The organism is Gemmata algarum (genome assembly GCF_034097035.1).
Taxonomy (GTDB): domain Bacteria; phylum Planctomycetota; class Planctomycetia; order Gemmatales; family Gemmataceae; genus Gemmata; species Gemmata algarum.
This window is the reverse complement of the sequence record NZ_JAXBLV010000013.1, coordinates 50,608-64,706: the sequence shown is the minus strand read 5'-3', so window position 1 is coordinate 64,706 and position 14,099 is coordinate 50,608. Positions and strand designations below refer to the sequence as shown.

Here is a 14,099-nt window from a genome sequence, read left to right as displayed (position 1 = left end):
GGCCGAAGTCTGGCTGGCACTCCGAATAGTTAGTGCAAGAGGCACCTAATGTCACCCCTGGTTCATTCGCCCGAGCCGCGCCTGATCTTCGGGTGCGGGTATTTGGGCCGCGTCGTCGCAGCGCGCTGGCTCGCGAGCGGGCACCGCGTTGCGGCCCTCACGCGCGGCAACGCCGAAAGACTGCGAGCTTCCGGCGTCGAACCGGTCGGCGGCGACGTGCTCGACCCTGCGAGCCTTCGCACCCTACCGCCCGCGCCCACCGTGCTGTACGCGGTCGGCTTTGATCGCGCCGCCGGGCGGCCGATGCGCGACGTGTACGTGTCGGGCCTGGCAAACGTCCTCAACGCGCTCCCATCGCACACGCGGTTCATCTACGTGTCCAGCACGAGCGTGTACGGCCAGAGCGACGGCAGTTGGGTGGACGAAGCGAGCACGACCCGGCCGACCGAGGATTCCGGCAAAATCGTACTCGAAGCGGAGCAACTCCTGCGATCGGAGCGGCCGGACGCGATCATCCTGCGTAGCGCGGGCTTGTATGGCCCGCACCGGCTGCTGCGCCAGCAGCCAATTTTGAAGGGCGAACCGCTGGTCGGCGACGCCGACAAGTGGCTGAACCTCGTCCACGTGTCGGACGCGGCCGACGCGGTGCTGCTCGCGGATAGTGGCGCACCGCCGGGCGAAACGTACAACGTCGCGGACGGCACCCCGGTCACGCGACGGGACTTCTACACGCAGCTCGCAGAGTTGCTGAACGCACCGACCGCGAAGTTCGAGCACAAACCGGAACCGGGCGCCCCGAACCGCCGCATCAACGCCTCGAAATTCCGCGACCTGGGCTGGGCTCCCAAATACGCCAGCTATCGCGACGGGTTGACCGCGGCTGTTGCAGAAACGACGATGTAGCCCTTTGCTCCCCCTGGGACCGCGGCGTCCCGCCCGCTGCGACGCGGGGGTGATGTCACGAGACAACACTTCGCCCAGCACAATGGGGCGTTCCACCGCGGGCGGGACGCCGCGGTCCCAGTGAGTCGCCACCTTCTTGGAGAGCTTATGTACCGCTTACTCGCCGCGCTTGCTCTCGCAGTGAGCGCAGCGCCCGCGTTCGCAGCCGACGCCGATCCACCGAAGCCGAACACGCTCACCGCGAAGGAGATCGCGGACGGCTGGGTCCTGCTGTTCGACGGCGAAACCACCTTCGGGTGGAAGATCGACGGCCCCGCCGAGGTCAAGAACGGCGCGCTTGTGCTCGGCGGCGACAAGACGACCACGGCAACACTCACGAGCACGTTCGGCGATTACGAGGCGCGGATGGAGGCGGGCGGCACCGGCTCGATCGTGCTAGGTGCTGCCACCACTCGATGCAATGTTGAGCTTCACAAGCAGATGTCTCTCGTTACGCTCAAGGTCGTCGTGACCGGCCCGCGCGGTGTATCAGGCACCACGATTCAGAGCGAAACCTCGACCCGCCCGGAGGGCACCCAAACGACCATCAAGGCCACCACCAATGTGCCGGCCGAGTTGCGTCTCGTCGTTCCGGCCGGCGGCACGCTTACGGTCAAGTCAATGAAGCGGAAGTCGGGCAACTCCGTCCCTCTCTTTACCGGCAAAGGTCTCGACGGCTGGAAGGTGAACACGGCCGACCCGAAGCGGGCCGCGTCGAAGTGGGAGGTGACAAAGGACGGCGAGTTGTCGGTAAAGAATGGCCCCGGTGATCTCGTCACCGAAAAGGAGTTCGACAACTTCGTGCTTCAGTTCGAGTGCAAGACGCTCGGCAAGGCGCTGAACAGTGGTATCTTTTTCCGCTGCATCCCGGGTCAGTACCAGAACGGGTACGAGGCCCAGGTTCAGAACGCCTACAAGGACGGCGACCGGACCAAGCCGGCCGACTTCGGCACCGGGGCCATTTACCGCCGCGTCCCGGCCCGGAAGGTGGTCAGCAACGACAACGAGTGGTTCACGATGACCGTCGCCGCCAACGGCCGGCGCATCTCGACGTGGGTGAACGGTTACCAAACGGTCGATTGGCTCGACGATCGTAAGGAGAGCGACAACCCCCGTCAGGGCTTCCGGGCCGCCAAGGGGCCGCTGTCGATCCAGGGCCACGACCCGACCACGGATATCCTGTTCCGTAACATTCGCATCGCTCCGCTGCCGTAGTCACTCGTAAGGCCCGAAAGTCGTCAAGTCGAAGACATCCATACCGGGTGTCTTCGACTTGACCACATTCGGGCCTTACGACTTACGAGTGACTTCCGATCAAGCCTTCTTCGCGTGCTTGGTTTCGGGCACGTCATCCTTGTCCACGTTGAACCACGCGTCTTCGAATACGATTCGGTCCCGCTTGGCCATCGCCATGTTCGCGGTGAGCGCGAGGATCGCGTCGGCCATTGCGACTTCGCCGTGGCACCGCGGGATGATGTCCTTGTGGACGAACTCGCCCTTCTCGTTCTTTGTGTAGTCCACCTTCCCGCCGCGCTTCTGCCAGGCCCGGAGGCAGAACGCGAAGTGCTCGAGTTCGGTGCGATACCCGCGGACGGCGCTATCCCATACCGGCCCGCCGCCGGCCGTTTTGGTCGGCGCCCCGCTGGCCCCGCCGCCCCCCCAGGTGCTCGTCGCTTCCATCACAGGCTTGCCGCCGCCCGCACCGCTCACCGTCACCTTCGTGTCGCGGCCGCCGGTGTCACCCTTCCGCGTCTTGTCCTTCTCGCGCCACAGGTACACTTCGCCCTCTTTGTCGAGGAACATCGTGCCCTTGCTGCCCATCACCCACTCGCCGTACCCTTCGAACTCGTTGGTATTAAAGGACGTAAAGGTGACGACCACCACGTCGTTCTCGTCGGTCCCGCCCTTGTGGGCCTTCGGGTGCTTCGGGCCGGGGAACTCGAAGGTCACGAACACGCCGTCGTCGCTCTCACGGTCGTTGCGCCCGGGGCCGTAGAAGAACTTGCCGCCCACGCCCATCACAGCCAGAGGGTGAACGTGGCCGAGAATGATGGACGACGCGTCGAGCTGGTGGCTACCGAGTTCGGCCATCAGCCCGCCGCCGGTCTTTTCGGAGCACCGCCACCGAACGAGTTCGGCCACGTCCTTGAACCCGTGCTTCTCCGGGTCACCGAACGCGAGTTCCTTCAGCCGCTCCGGAGGGAGCTTTTCCGCGTCCTTTTTCGGCACTTCCTTCCACCAAGAGTCAACGTACGCCGGGATCCCGTACTGGGCGTCGTACTTCTCGTGGTTGAACGCCTTTGGGTCGTATGGCCAGGAGTTGTTCCGGTGCCACAGCGCCCGAATGTGTTTAATGTCCCCGAGGATACCGGCTTCGATCATCTCTAGGGCTTGCGCGTACAGCGTGCTGTAGTGCCGCTGGTGACCGACGGCGAGCAGCAGCCCCTTGTCCTTGGCGTACCGGATCATGTCCTTGCACCGGGCGACGGTGCGGGCCATGAGCTTCTCGCACAGGACGTGCAGCCCCTTGTCCATGCACGCCTTCGCGACGGCGTCGTGCGTGTTCAACGGCGTCGCGATGATGACCGCTTCGAGTTTGAGTCGGTCCTTCGCGGCGAGCAGATCGTCAAGGCTGCTGAACCGCTCAATCTTCGCGGCGTCGGCCTCGCCATACACCTTCTTCAGCCCCTTGCGCGGGCCGGTGTCGCCGTCGAAGATGCGGTCTAGGTTGGTCGGGCGGATGTCGCATACGGCGACGATCTTGTTGTACTCCGGGTTGTGGTCTCCCACGAGCACGCCGCCCTCGTCGCCGCAACCGATGAGGGCGGTGCGGACGGGGTTGCCGCCCACCCACGAGTTGTACCCGTAGTACACCGCGGCCGACACGGGCACCACGGCGCCGGCGGCGAGGCCGGCCTTGAGCACGTCGCGGCGGTCCGGGCTCGTGGAGCCGCCGGTCGCCATCGAGTTCATCTTGCCGGCGCGGGCCAAGTCGCCGGCCGCTTGCTCGAAGTTCGCCTTGCCGGCGGCCTTCTGCTCGGGGGTCAGGTCGAGAGCCATTTCGGGAGCTCCGATAGGGTGCGATTCGCGTGTACGAGGCCCGACCGCACGGCCGGGGTGAATGTGGCGGGGTGGGGCGCCAGGGCGATAACGAGGCGGCGCTACGCCTCGTGGCGCGGCGGGTTGTACTTCACAAACGGCCGGAGAACGATTGCATCGAGCCCGAGCCAGCGGCCAGTTGGGTAGCAGGCGAGAGCGAGCAGCGCGAGTGCCTCAATAATGTTCTTGTTCACGAAGACCGGGTTGCCTTCGGTATTCGGCGGCAGCGGGTACCACGGGAACGCTGGATGCGACAGGTACGTCATCACCAGGAAGCCAGCGGCGAACAGGCACGCGACGCGGGTGAACAGGCCGAACATGACACACGCCCCAACAACCACCAAGAACCACATTGTAACCTTGTCGAGCCGCTGCCCGAGGCTCCGCTCCGGTGTTTCCTCAACGGCTTTGCCGCCATTGAGGTCCTTCTTGAGTTCCGCGACGAAGGCGTTGGCGTCACGCGCGAGGTCCGCGGCCGCCGCGATCGCCGCGGTGCGGTATTCGGCGACCCGTTTGGAGTCCGTGCCGCTCCCGATGCCCAGCCCGTCCGACTGCCGCTCCTCAGCCGCTCGAGCTTCTCGACGCACCCATTCGAGGTGTTCGAGCCGTTGAGGGGCAGAAAGCACTACGTCACCGCTAATGGATTTCACCTGCGCCGGCCGCGTGTCTACGCCATAAACCCATCGCGCGTAAGCGGCCTTGGCAGCAGTGACCAACTCTTTACCGACCGCCTCGAACGAATCGGCCTTCTTCTGTGCAGCCGCACGCGCTTTGTCCGCATCGGTCTTGGCCTTCTCCCGCACTGCGTCGGCCTTGGCCTTTGCCGCGGCCTTCGCGGCGTCGGTTTTCGCTTCCTTGACCGCTTTGGCCTCAGCGTCCCCGGCGTCCTTGATCGCCTTGGCTTCCGAGTCGTTGGCGCTTTTAAGTTCCTTTGCCGCTTCGGCTTTTACGGACTCGCGCGCGAGTTGCTCGACCGCGTCCAGTTGCTTCGCAACGGCTTCCGGGCACTCGGCGGCTTGGGCGTCGCCGGACAGTTTCGCGAAGTCGGCGGGGGAAATGTCCTTAGGAGCCTTGACCTTCGTAGCGATCTCGGCGGCCGGGTCGGAGAACGCCTTCCGCATCTCCTCGCCTAGCGGACCGGGAGCAACTTTGAAGTAAGGCTCGCTGCTGAACGGCCGGTTGGTCTCAGACTGACCGACTGTGTGCGAGTGGATCTTGTGGAAGCCTTCGAACATGAAGTGCCAGCCGATCGCCAACCGCAGCGCCAGCAGGAAGAATACCCGCGGCGACCACCGGTTGGTGGCCGCTGCGACCAAGAGCGCGAGCAGCGTCCCAGCGAGGCCGGCGTAGATCACGCCCAGGGGAATCGGCAGGTGACTCATAAAAGGTCGTCCGCGTGATCCGGCGGAGAGTAGGTGCCCGGGGCAAGGTTGAAGGCGAAAATCCCGGCCACCCCGGCCCCTCCCTCCGCAGGCAAAGGAGCAAACGTACAGGAAGCGCCCTGATCGTCGGACCGCAGCCGCAGCGGGCAGGGCTCTTTTTCCCGCTTCCCGTGAAGAAGCGGAGGCGCCTTGTCGGGCAGCACCAGTGCCCCGAGGGCGGGCCGCAGCCGCGTTAGCGCCTCCGCACCCGCAGCCCCGAGCACGAACGCGGCGGTCGACATGGCGTCGGCCTCGGTAGCCGTGGGCGCCACAACGCTGGCACTGGCGATGCCCGAAGCGGGCCACCCGCGGCGCGGGTCGAGCAGGTGCCCCAGTTGTTGTCCTTTGTACTCAAAAAACTGGAAGGTGGCCGCCGAGGTGCCCAGCCCGGCGTCGCGAAGGTAGAGCGTACCGAGCGAACCGCTCGCTTCTTTCGGGTGCCGGATGTCAATCGGCCAGCCGCGGGCGTCTCCTGGAGGGAACCCGATCGCGTAGGCGCTGCTGCCGCCGGCGTGCAACAGCGCCGACCGCACCCCACATTTCACCCGAAGCAGCTCGGCGGCGCGGTCGAGCGCGTAGCCTTTACCAACCGCACCCAAATTCAGTTCCAGCCCGCGCACACGAAATTTCGCCGCGCAGCGAACCGGGTCGAGCAGAACGTGCCGCGTACCACTCGCGCGCATGGCCTCGTTGCGCGCATGATGAGTTGGCACACCGGGCTCGCGACGGAAAAACCCCCACGCTTTGGTCAACGCGCCGGTCGCAATATCGAACGCCCCACCGGTTTCCTTCGTCCAGCCGGCACAACGCGACAGCAAATCAAACAGGCGCGGCTCGATCTCAACGAACCCGTTGGCAGCAGCCTGGTTCAGTTGCGCCACTTCGGAATCGTCGCGGTAAACGGTGAGTTGGGTTTCGAGTTCATCGATAAGGTCGAGCGCGCCTTCGGCCGCTGCAACGGGGTCGTGGTGCGACCCGGCGGGAATTGCGACCTCAAACCGCGTCGCCATCGCGCGCCGCGACACCCGCACCAGAGCGAACTCGCTCGGGACCTCGGATTGGTCGGGGAGGAAAAAGTCAACGAACATAAGAACTCAGCAGATCGACCGCAGCGCCGCACGAAAGTCACAAACGAGAACCGAGACAGAGCCGAAAGCGATTCAAGCTCTTGCCCTCGGTTCTCGTTTGTGACTTTCGTGCGGCGCTGCGGCCATTCCCCTTCGGCCTCTTCTGCTTTGCGGCGATCAAACCTCATTCATCTGGTCGTGAATCATCGGATCAAGGTGCTTGGTGTTTCGTTCGACCGCGAGCACAATGGTACGTTCCTCAACGCCGTCGGCACTGGCGGCGACGGCGGGGATGATCTGCCGGCTGTCCGGCAGGTTGAAGGTCATCCGGAAGGTGCCGTCCGGGTTCAGCTTGATCGGGTCGTTGTTGAGCGTCAAGTGGGCCGACGGGTCTGTGCGGCCGAACACAATCAGCTTCGCATCGATCTCGAAAAAGAACTTCTTGACGCTGCCCGGGGGAATCGCCCCGGTACCGAACGCGGTCTGCTTGGGCGGCCCGAGCGGCCGACCGAGCCGCTCCTCGTACAGCTCCCGCAGCTCGGAGCTTCCCGACGACTCGAACCCGGTGGACATCGCCAAGATGCGCTCGGCCTTGCGCTTCGCGTCGTCGTCGTCCCAACCGCCGAGGTCGAAGCCGTCGCCGGCCTCGCCGGAGCCGGCCTTCGGGGGCGTAACGACGTTCGAGCGTGCCAGCACGTAGAAGTCACCGCGGCGGGACACGTAACCGATGTCGGCACGGTAAGCGCGACCGCCACCCGGAACGTCGATGTACCAAGTCTGCCCGGTCCCCTGAATCGTCACGTCCTTGACCGGAGTCTCGCTCGTGCTCGTTGTGTCGCCACTCGTCACGTCGAACAGCCGGATAATGAGCTTCGCCCCGTGCCAGTCCTGACGCAGCGCGGCTTCGGCACGCTGCATTGAGTGCGTCGTCAGCTCCCAGTACGCGTTAAGCCAGTAGGGGTTCGGGACGGTCAGGAAGATACGATCCTTGCTGGCCGTGTTGAGCGGGCGGGCCGCCTCCTTCGAGGTGTCCCGCGTCGGTATCAGGGACTTCGTCGCGCCTTTAGTGGGCGTGGTAGTTTTCTGAATCAGCGGCTTTGTGACGGCCGGCGGGACGGGCTTGTGCGAATCACTTACGACCGCCTTCACAGCGGGCGAAGCGACCGCCGGGGTCGGCTTGGTTTTAACAGGAGCGGGTTTCGGAGTCGGGGCGGACTTGGCAACGACTTTAGCCTTGCTGATCGGCTTGGGAGCGGCTTTGACCTTCTTCGCTTTCGTCACCTTCGCGGCCACTTTCGCCACCTTGACCAGGGGTTTTGCTGGCTTCGGAGCTGACTTTTCCGTCACAGAGTTTTTAGGCGCCGGCTTCTTGGCGAGCGCCTTGATGAGAGCGGGTTTGTCCATCGCCTCCCACCCGCGAACGCCGTTGCGCTTGGCCAAATCGGCCAGTTCCTTCTTGGACCGGTCGTTCAACGTGCCAGCAGTCTTCATCGGCGAGCCACTCCCCCGCATCGCGTGAGCGGTTGTGGAACGTTGTTCTTCGGGAGCATCCCTGCCGACGCAACCGCGAACCTCGGGCCCATAATGGGTTCGAGCAGCCCGGCCGAGCATTCTAATCGCCGTAAATGGCCGGCCATCGACCGAACGACTAAACAGAGGTGTTCCGTCTACAACCCAGCAGGGTAAGACCGGAACAATGGTAGTGTGGTGGGCCTATTTCCACCTACCTCCAAATGAGGAAAGCAGGCGGAATGTCCGGGTACTGAGCATCCCTAACTCGTTGCTCATCTTAGAAAAACACCGACTGCGCTGTCAACGTGATTCTGTCGCCGGAACCAGTTCGGGCGACAGAATTTGCCGCAAATAATCGGAATCCGAGAACGCCCAATCGCCCCAAAGCCACATCCGTGAAAGTGAACCCTCTGACGCAAGCACCAGTACCCCATCCTGTAAAAGGCTATTTCACCCGGCATAAGCCCTTATCCTTGATAATTTCCAGGCGACAGCTCGCGTGCTTGTGAAATTTTTCACGAGAAGCGGATTGACTTTGCCTTCTACCTGCTCACAATACGCCCGTAGTTGAACGAATTCCGACCAGGACGCGCGACGTGCGACCAGCCCGAAAGGTTGCCGCCTTGATAGCTGGCAGCGCACTTGGCGCGGTTATTGGTCTGGCGTTAGCCGAGCAGCTCGAATGGGCGTCGGGAACTAAAACCGCCTTGGCCGCCGCGATTGCAACCGGGCTGTGCGTGACGACTGCCGCCGCCACACTCGTGTTCGCGGAAACGGTGTTCGACCGGGCACCGCTGCTCGGTCCCGTGGCAGTGCTGCTCGGAACGGGGATGCGGATGACCGTGGCGGTCGTCGGGGTCGTGATGCTGGGTGAGGCACTTAAGTCTCACGGCATCCCGCCGGACGAGTTCGCCAGATGGGTCGCCTACTTGTACATCGTCACTCTCGCACTCGAATGCGGGTTATTGATGACCGGGCGACAACCGGGAGCGACGCGGTGAGCCGATCTCCGGGCGGGCGCGACAGCAGCGACTATCGCGGGCTCGCGATCGCCGGCACCGCGGTTATGGAATTGGTGGCCCCGATCGTCATCGGGGTCTGGCTCGATCAGCGGTTCGGTTGGTCTCCGTGGGGACTGGCCGTTGGCGGAGTTGTCGGGTTCGTCGGTGGCATCGCGCATCTGCTGTTCATGATGAAACAGGCCGACCGACAGAAGCCCAGAGGCTCTGACAACGGGTAATTCGGTCCGGCGGGGCGGATCTTACTTGAAACGTGAGTGCCCGGAGGCCGGGCACCCGGGCTTTCGGCCCGAGCGGACCAGAGGATCGCGGAAACATGGCTGCAAATCCGCTCGAACACGTACTCGACCACGCCTGGGTCGGGCCGATCACTAAACACCAGATCCTGCTGGTGGTTGCGGCCGCCTGCGTTGCGATCCCGTACATTTTGCTGGCCCGCCGCACTCAGGACGGAACGCCGCCGCGCGGTCCGTTCTGGAACTTCCTCGAAATGCTCCTGCTGTTCATCCGGGACGAAGTCGCCCGGCCGAACATCCACTCGGGACACGAGCACCACCACGACGAGCACGACGAACCCCACGGGATCTCGGCGGCCATCGCGGACCAGACGCACCCGCACCCGCCGGTCGCTCAGCCGCACGTTCACTACGCGGACCGCTACGTGCCGTTCCTTTGGACGCTGTTCCTGTTCATCCTCGCGTGCAACCTGCTCGGGATGGTGCCGTTCCTCGGCTCGCCCACGGCCGAACTCAGCGTCACGCTGGTGCTGGCCCTGAGCGTGTTCCTCGTGACGCACCTGTCCGCCATCCGCAAGCTCGGCGTCGGGAAGTACGTGATGTCGTACATCCCGCGGCTGAAGGCCGACAACCTGCCGATGACGATCTTCCTGACGGTCGCCATCGTCCCGCTGATCGCCGCGATCGAGGTGATGGGGGCGTTCATCCGGGCCGCGGTGCTCGCGATCCGTTTGTTCGCCAACATTTTCGCCGGCCACGTCGCCCTCGGTGCGATCCTCCTGTTCGCCGTGGCCGACCCGATCCAAGGCGGACTGTCGCCGGGCGGCACCGTTGCGGCGGTCGTGATGGCGACCGCGCTGAGCGTGCTGGAACTGTTCGTCGCGTTCCTCCAGGCGTTCGTGTTCGTGCTGCTGTCGTCGATCTTCCTCGGAATGCAACTGAACCCGGAACACTAACCCGTAGCCGCCCGGCCGCGAGTCGGGACACGCTTTCCACCCCGTTTGAAAGGGACCGTCAGATGAAATTCGCTTACCGGTTCGCGCTCGCCCTGATCGCTCTGGCCGCCTTCGCCGCCGTTCCGGCCCTCGCGGCTGATCAGGTCGCCCCCGCGACCACCACCGCGGCCGCTTCCAACAACAGCCTCGGCGCTGGGATCGGTGCGGGTATCGGTGCCGGCCTCGCCATCCTGGGCGCCGGCCTGGGCATCGGCCTTATCGGGTGGTCGGCCCTGTCCGCCATCGCCCGCCAGCCGGAGCAGAAGGGCGCGATCCAGGTCAACATGATCGTGCTGGCCGCCCTCGTCGAAGGTGCCGCCATCATCGCGCTGCTCGTGATCTGCTTCGGTCTCGTCAACAAGATCTCCTAAGCGACCGGCCCCGAAACTGTCCGACGAGAGGTGGCAACACATGACGACCACATTCATCCGGGCGGCTTGCGCGACCGCGGCCGTCCTCTTGTTGCCGACTCTCGCGCTGGCGGCGTCCGAGGGCGGCGGTTCGACGAACGTGCTGAAGCCGGACGCCGTGAACTCGATCGTCACCGTGATCGTGTTCGTGGCGCTGCTGGCGATCCTGTACGCGTTCGCCTGGGGGCCGATCCTCAAAGGCCTGCAAGCCCGCGAGGCGGCCCAGTTCCAGGCCATCGAGGACGCGAAGAAGGCCAAGGACGACGCCGCGGCCCTGCGGTCCAAGCTGGACGCCGAGTTGGCGGCTGCGGCTCAGCAGGCCAAGGCCATTGTGGACGAAGCCCGGCGCGACGCCGAGGCCCTGAAGAAGACGCTCGCCGAAGAGGGGCGCAAAGAAGCTGACGCCGAGCGAGAGCGGGCCCGGCGGGATGTCGCAATCGAGCGCGATGCGGCCCTCAAGGATGTCTACACCAAGGCGGTCGAGTTGGCGACCCTCATGGCGACCAAGGCGGTTCGCCAGCAGGTAACCGTTGACGCGCAGAGCGAACTGGTGAACGCCTCCATCGCGGAACTCAACGCGACCAAGGCATGACCGGGCGAAAAGCCAGGGGCCCACGCCCCTGGCTACAAGACGCCGGCCCGTCTCGAACTCCGAAAGCGTTTTCCGAGTTCAGGGCGGCAACCGTCTTGTAGCACCAGCGGCGTGAGTATCTGGAACGAAGCGAACCGGAACCGCGATCATGGCAAACGTCGAAGTCAAACACGAAACCGTTCTCGACGCCGGCACGACGAAGTCGCGGCTGGCGCGGGTGTACGCCGAGGCGCTGCTCGCGTCGGCCCAGCAGGTGTCCCCCGCGGCGCCCACCGAACTGGCCGCCGAACTGACCGCGTTCGTCGATGCCGTGGGAGCGGACCCGACCGTCGCGAACATGCTGGTCAGCCCCGTCGTCGGGAAGAAGGTGCGGGCCGCCGCCCTCGAGGCGGCACTGGGCGACCGCGTGTCCCGCCCGCTGCGGGGGCTGATCGCGACGCTGCAACAGAACAACCGCCTCGCCCTCCTGCGCCCCGTCGCCGCCGCGTACCGGCGGCTCATCGCGGAGCAGGCGGGGCAGGTGCCGGTGAAAATCACCGCCGCGGCCCCGCTCACCGACGATCAGACGGCGAAGCTGACCGAGAACCTCAAGAAGCTTCTGAAACAAGACCCCGTGTTGAACGTGCGGGTGGACCCCGACCTGCTCGGCGGGCTGGTGGTGCAGGTCGGCGACTCGGTCGTCGACACCTCGGTTCGCACGCGACTCCAGACCCTCCGGACACTCTTGCTCGACAAGGGCGGTAGCCATGGCAACTAAAATCAACGCCAGCGAAATCATCAGCGTCCTGAAGAACTCGATCTCCACCTTCGACCGGAAAGTGGAGACCCGGGCCGTCGGGCAGGTGCTTGAAGTCGGTGACGGCATCGCGCGCTGCTACGGCCTGTCCGAGGTGATGGCCGGCGAGCTGGTCGACTTCCCGCAGGCCGGGGTGAAGGGGCTCGCGTTCAACCTCGAAGAGAGCTCGGTCGCGGTCATCATCCTCGGCGACTACCTGAAGGTCACCGAGGGGATGGAGGTCCGCACCACCGGCGAGCTGCTGTCGGTTCCGGTCGGCGAGGGCCTCATCGGCCGCGTCGTGGACCCGCTCGGCAACCCGCTCGACGGCAAAGGCCCGATCCAGACCACGAAGCGCCGGCTCGTCGAGTCGCCCGCCCCCGGCATCGTCGACCGCCAGCCGGTGAAGCAGCCGCTTCAGACCGGGATCAAGGCCATCGACGCGATGACGCCGGTGGGCCGCGGGCAGCGCGAGTTGATCATCGGCGACCGCAAGACCGGCAAGACCGCGATCGCGCTCGACACGATCATCAACCAGAAGGAAGAGAGCGTCATCTGCGTGTACGTCGCGTGCGGGCAGATGGAAGCGAAGGTCGCGGGCGTGGTGGAATCGCTGCGCAAGACCGGGGCGATGGACTACACCATCGTTGTGGTCGCCAGCGCCGCCGACGCCGCACCGCTCCAGTACCTCGCGCCGTACGCGGGCACCGCGATGGCCGAGTACTTCATGTACGAACAGGGCAAAGACACGCTGTGCGTGTACGACGACCTCTCGAAGCAGGCGGCGGCGTACCGCCAGCTCTCGCTGCTGGTGCGTCGCCCCCCGGGCCGCGAGGCGTACCCCGGTGACGTGTTCTACTGCCACTCCCGTCTGCTCGAGCGGTCCGCCAAGCTGGCCGAGAAGTACGTCATCCTCGACGCCGCGACCGAAGACAAAGAGACCGCGGCCCACTGGGGCATCAACAAGGCGGGCAAACCGACCGAGCGCCGCGGCCCCGGCGACACCGGCATGGTGTACGTCGGCCCGGGCGACCGCGGCGGGCTGGAGCAGGCGAAGCACGACCTCAAGAGCTTCCCGGGTGCGAAGATCGCCAAGGTCGCCGGCAGCGGCGGGTCGCTCACCGCGCTCCCGATCATCGAGACCCTCGAAGGCGAGGTGTCCGCGTACATCCCGACCAACGTGATCTCGATCACCGACGGTCAGATCTACCTCCAACCGGACCTCAAGAACGCCGGCGTGCTCCCGGCCGTGGACGTCGGCATCTCGGTGTCGCGCGTCGGCGGCAACGCCCAGATCGGTGCGATGAAGCACAAGACGGTGGCGGGCGGCCTGAAGCTGGCGCTGGCCCAGTTCCGCGAACTGGAAGCGTTCGCCCAGCTCGGTACGGACCTCGACAAGGACACGCAAAGCCGGCTCGACCGCGGCTACCGCATGGTCGAGATCCTGAAGCAGGGGCAGTACAAGCCGATGAACGTGATCGACCAGATCATGATCATCTACGCCGCGAACACCGGCGCGCTGGACAAGGTGGACCGCCGCAAGGTCAAGGACTGGGAAGACCAGTTCCTGAAGTTCATGAAGGAACAGAAGCCGGAGAGCCGGGCGCTGCTCGCCAAAGAGAAGAAGATGAGCGACGACGTGGTGAAGGCGCTCAACGAGGCGATCGCGGCCTTCCAGCCGCAGTTCAAGGCTTAGTGGCCCGTCCCCTGAGTGGCAGGGGTTATTGTCCCGCCGGTTCACCACAGCGAAAAGGAGGCATGGCTCAGTTTCTCTGGATCGATTGGAACGAAGCGAAACTGGCCATGCACCACCTGTCGACCGACGAGGTGGAGTTCGCGTGGGAACACCGGCGAGACGTTGCCGAGTGGGACGCGCCCAAGCCGGGCGCCGAGAGTTACGGGCGGGTGCCGAACGGGCGGTGGGTGAAGATCATCTGGCGCCGCAACGGCCTCGGCGATGAGGACCTGGTCTTCGTGATCACCGCGTATCACGTGCCGGGTCCGCCGGGGCGGATCAAACACTAAACACCA

The 14,099-nt window shown here is 65.0% G+C and carries 14 protein-coding genes; 10 read left to right on the top strand and 4 right to left on the bottom strand.

Annotated features, from left to right (window positions below; genetic code table 11):
• The first annotated feature begins 48 nt into the window (after positions 1-48).
• Together R5W23_RS02920 and R5W23_RS02915 are read left to right on the top strand one after the other, a co-directional pair.
• Positions 49-903, top strand: coding sequence for an SDR family oxidoreductase (locus R5W23_RS02920; RefSeq protein ID WP_320685024.1), 855 nt, complete (start codon positions 49-51; stop codon positions 901-903).
• A 147-nt stretch (positions 904-1,050) separates the two neighbouring features.
• Positions 1,051-2,157, top strand: a complete 1,107-nt coding sequence (locus tag R5W23_RS02915; protein WP_320685023.1) for a 3-keto-disaccharide hydrolase — start codon at positions 1,051-1,053, stop codon at positions 2,155-2,157.
• A 99-nt stretch (positions 2,158-2,256) separates the two neighbouring features.
• Here R5W23_RS02915 and R5W23_RS02910 read toward each other — a convergent pair whose 3' ends face one another.
• The 4 genes from R5W23_RS02910 to R5W23_RS02895 all read right to left on the bottom strand — a co-directional run bounded on the left by R5W23_RS02910 (position 2,257) and on the right by R5W23_RS02895 (position 8,020).
• The gene (locus R5W23_RS02910; RefSeq protein ID WP_320685022.1) at positions 2,257-4,002 is read right to left on the bottom strand and encodes a Gfo/Idh/MocA family protein; all 1,746 of its coding nucleotides are present in this window, start codon (positions 4,000-4,002) and stop codon (positions 2,257-2,259) included.
• A 101-nt stretch (positions 4,003-4,103) separates the two neighbouring features.
• A complete protein-coding gene (locus R5W23_RS02905; protein ID WP_320685021.1) occupies positions 4,104-5,423 on the bottom strand; it encodes a DoxX family protein in 1,320 nt (439 codons plus the stop codon).
• Complete coding sequence (locus R5W23_RS02900; RefSeq protein ID WP_320685020.1) at positions 5,420-6,550, bottom strand: FAD:protein FMN transferase; 1,131 nt, start codon at positions 6,548-6,550, stop codon at positions 5,420-5,422. Before R5W23_RS02900 ends, R5W23_RS02905 begins: the two co-directional genes overlap by 4 nt.
• Positions 6,551-6,706: 156 nt before the next feature.
• On the bottom strand, positions 6,707-8,020 hold the full coding sequence (locus R5W23_RS02895) for a DUF4912 domain-containing protein (RefSeq protein ID WP_320685019.1): 1,314 nt from the start codon (positions 8,018-8,020) through the stop codon (positions 6,707-6,709).
• A 617-nt stretch (positions 8,021-8,637) separates the two neighbouring features.
• On the opposite strand from R5W23_RS02895, the gene R5W23_RS02890 reads away from it, so the two are divergent.
• The 8 genes from R5W23_RS02890 (at position 8,638) to R5W23_RS02855 (ending at position 14,093) form a co-directional block, all read left to right on the top strand.
• Entirely contained in the window at positions 8,638-9,042 is a 405-nt protein-coding gene (locus R5W23_RS02890; RefSeq protein WP_261189829.1) for a hypothetical protein, read from the top strand.
• Entirely contained in the window at positions 9,039-9,281 is a 243-nt protein-coding gene (locus tag R5W23_RS02885) for an AtpZ/AtpI family protein (RefSeq protein WP_320685018.1), read from the top strand. The genes R5W23_RS02890 and R5W23_RS02885 overlap by 4 nt, the downstream gene beginning before the upstream one ends.
• Positions 9,282-9,376: 95 nt before the next feature.
• Positions 9,377-10,252 carry a F0F1 ATP synthase subunit A gene (locus R5W23_RS02880; protein WP_320685017.1) on the top strand — a complete coding sequence of 292 codons (876 nt, stop codon included), beginning with the start codon at positions 9,377-9,379 and terminating at the stop codon, positions 10,250-10,252.
• A gap of 197 nt (positions 10,253-10,449) precedes the next feature.
• Positions 10,450-10,662: an ATP synthase F0 subunit C gene (locus R5W23_RS32570; protein WP_050790231.1), complete on the top strand. Its 213-nt coding sequence runs from the start codon at positions 10,450-10,452 to the stop codon at positions 10,660-10,662.
• A gap of 40 nt (positions 10,663-10,702) precedes the next feature.
• Complete coding sequence (locus tag R5W23_RS02870) at positions 10,703-11,293, top strand: ATP synthase F0 subunit B (RefSeq protein ID WP_320685015.1); 591 nt, start codon at positions 10,703-10,705, stop codon at positions 11,291-11,293.
• Between the two features lie 148 nt (positions 11,294-11,441).
• Positions 11,442-12,050 (top strand): F0F1 ATP synthase subunit delta, encoded by a 609-nt coding sequence (locus R5W23_RS02865; protein WP_320685014.1) that lies wholly within the window; start codon positions 11,442-11,444, stop codon positions 12,048-12,050.
• The gene (atpA, locus tag R5W23_RS02860) at positions 12,040-13,764 is read left to right on the top strand and encodes a F0F1 ATP synthase subunit alpha (RefSeq protein WP_320685013.1); all 1,725 of its coding nucleotides are present in this window, start codon (positions 12,040-12,042) and stop codon (positions 13,762-13,764) included. The genes R5W23_RS02865 and atpA overlap by 11 nt, the downstream gene beginning before the upstream one ends.
• 62 nt (positions 13,765-13,826) lie before the next feature.
• Complete coding sequence (locus R5W23_RS02855; RefSeq protein WP_320685012.1) at positions 13,827-14,093, top strand: hypothetical protein; 267 nt, start codon at positions 13,827-13,829, stop codon at positions 14,091-14,093.
• Positions 14,094-14,099: the final 6 nt, after the last annotated feature.

Coding starts and splice junctions, on each gene's coding strand:
- R5W23_RS02920 (WP_320685024.1), top strand. CDS start 49: ATGTCACCCCTGGTTCATTCGCCCGAGCCGCGCCTGATCTTCGGGTGC.
- R5W23_RS02915 (WP_320685023.1), top strand. CDS start 1,051: ATGTACCGCTTACTCGCCGCGCTTGCTCTCGCAGTGAGCGCAGCGCCC.
- R5W23_RS02910 (WP_320685022.1), bottom strand. CDS start 4,002: ATGGCTCTCGACCTGACCCCCGAGCAGAAGGCCGCCGGCAAGGCGAAC.
- R5W23_RS02905 (WP_320685021.1), bottom strand. CDS start 5,423: ATGAGTCACCTGCCGATTCCCCTGGGCGTGATCTACGCCGGCCTCGCT.
- R5W23_RS02900 (WP_320685020.1), bottom strand. CDS start 6,550: ATGTTCGTTGACTTTTTCCTCCCCGACCAATCCGAGGTCCCGAGCGAG.
- R5W23_RS02895 (WP_320685019.1), bottom strand. CDS start 8,020: ATGAAGACTGCTGGCACGTTGAACGACCGGTCCAAGAAGGAACTGGCC.
- R5W23_RS02880 (WP_320685017.1), top strand. CDS start 9,377: ATGGCTGCAAATCCGCTCGAACACGTACTCGACCACGCCTGGGTCGGG.
- R5W23_RS02870 (WP_320685015.1), top strand. CDS start 10,703: ATGACGACCACATTCATCCGGGCGGCTTGCGCGACCGCGGCCGTCCTC.
- R5W23_RS02865 (WP_320685014.1), top strand. CDS start 11,442: ATGGCAAACGTCGAAGTCAAACACGAAACCGTTCTCGACGCCGGCACG.
- atpA (WP_320685013.1), top strand. CDS start 12,040: ATGGCAACTAAAATCAACGCCAGCGAAATCATCAGCGTCCTGAAGAAC.
- R5W23_RS02855 (WP_320685012.1), top strand. CDS start 13,827: ATGGCTCAGTTTCTCTGGATCGATTGGAACGAAGCGAAACTGGCCATG.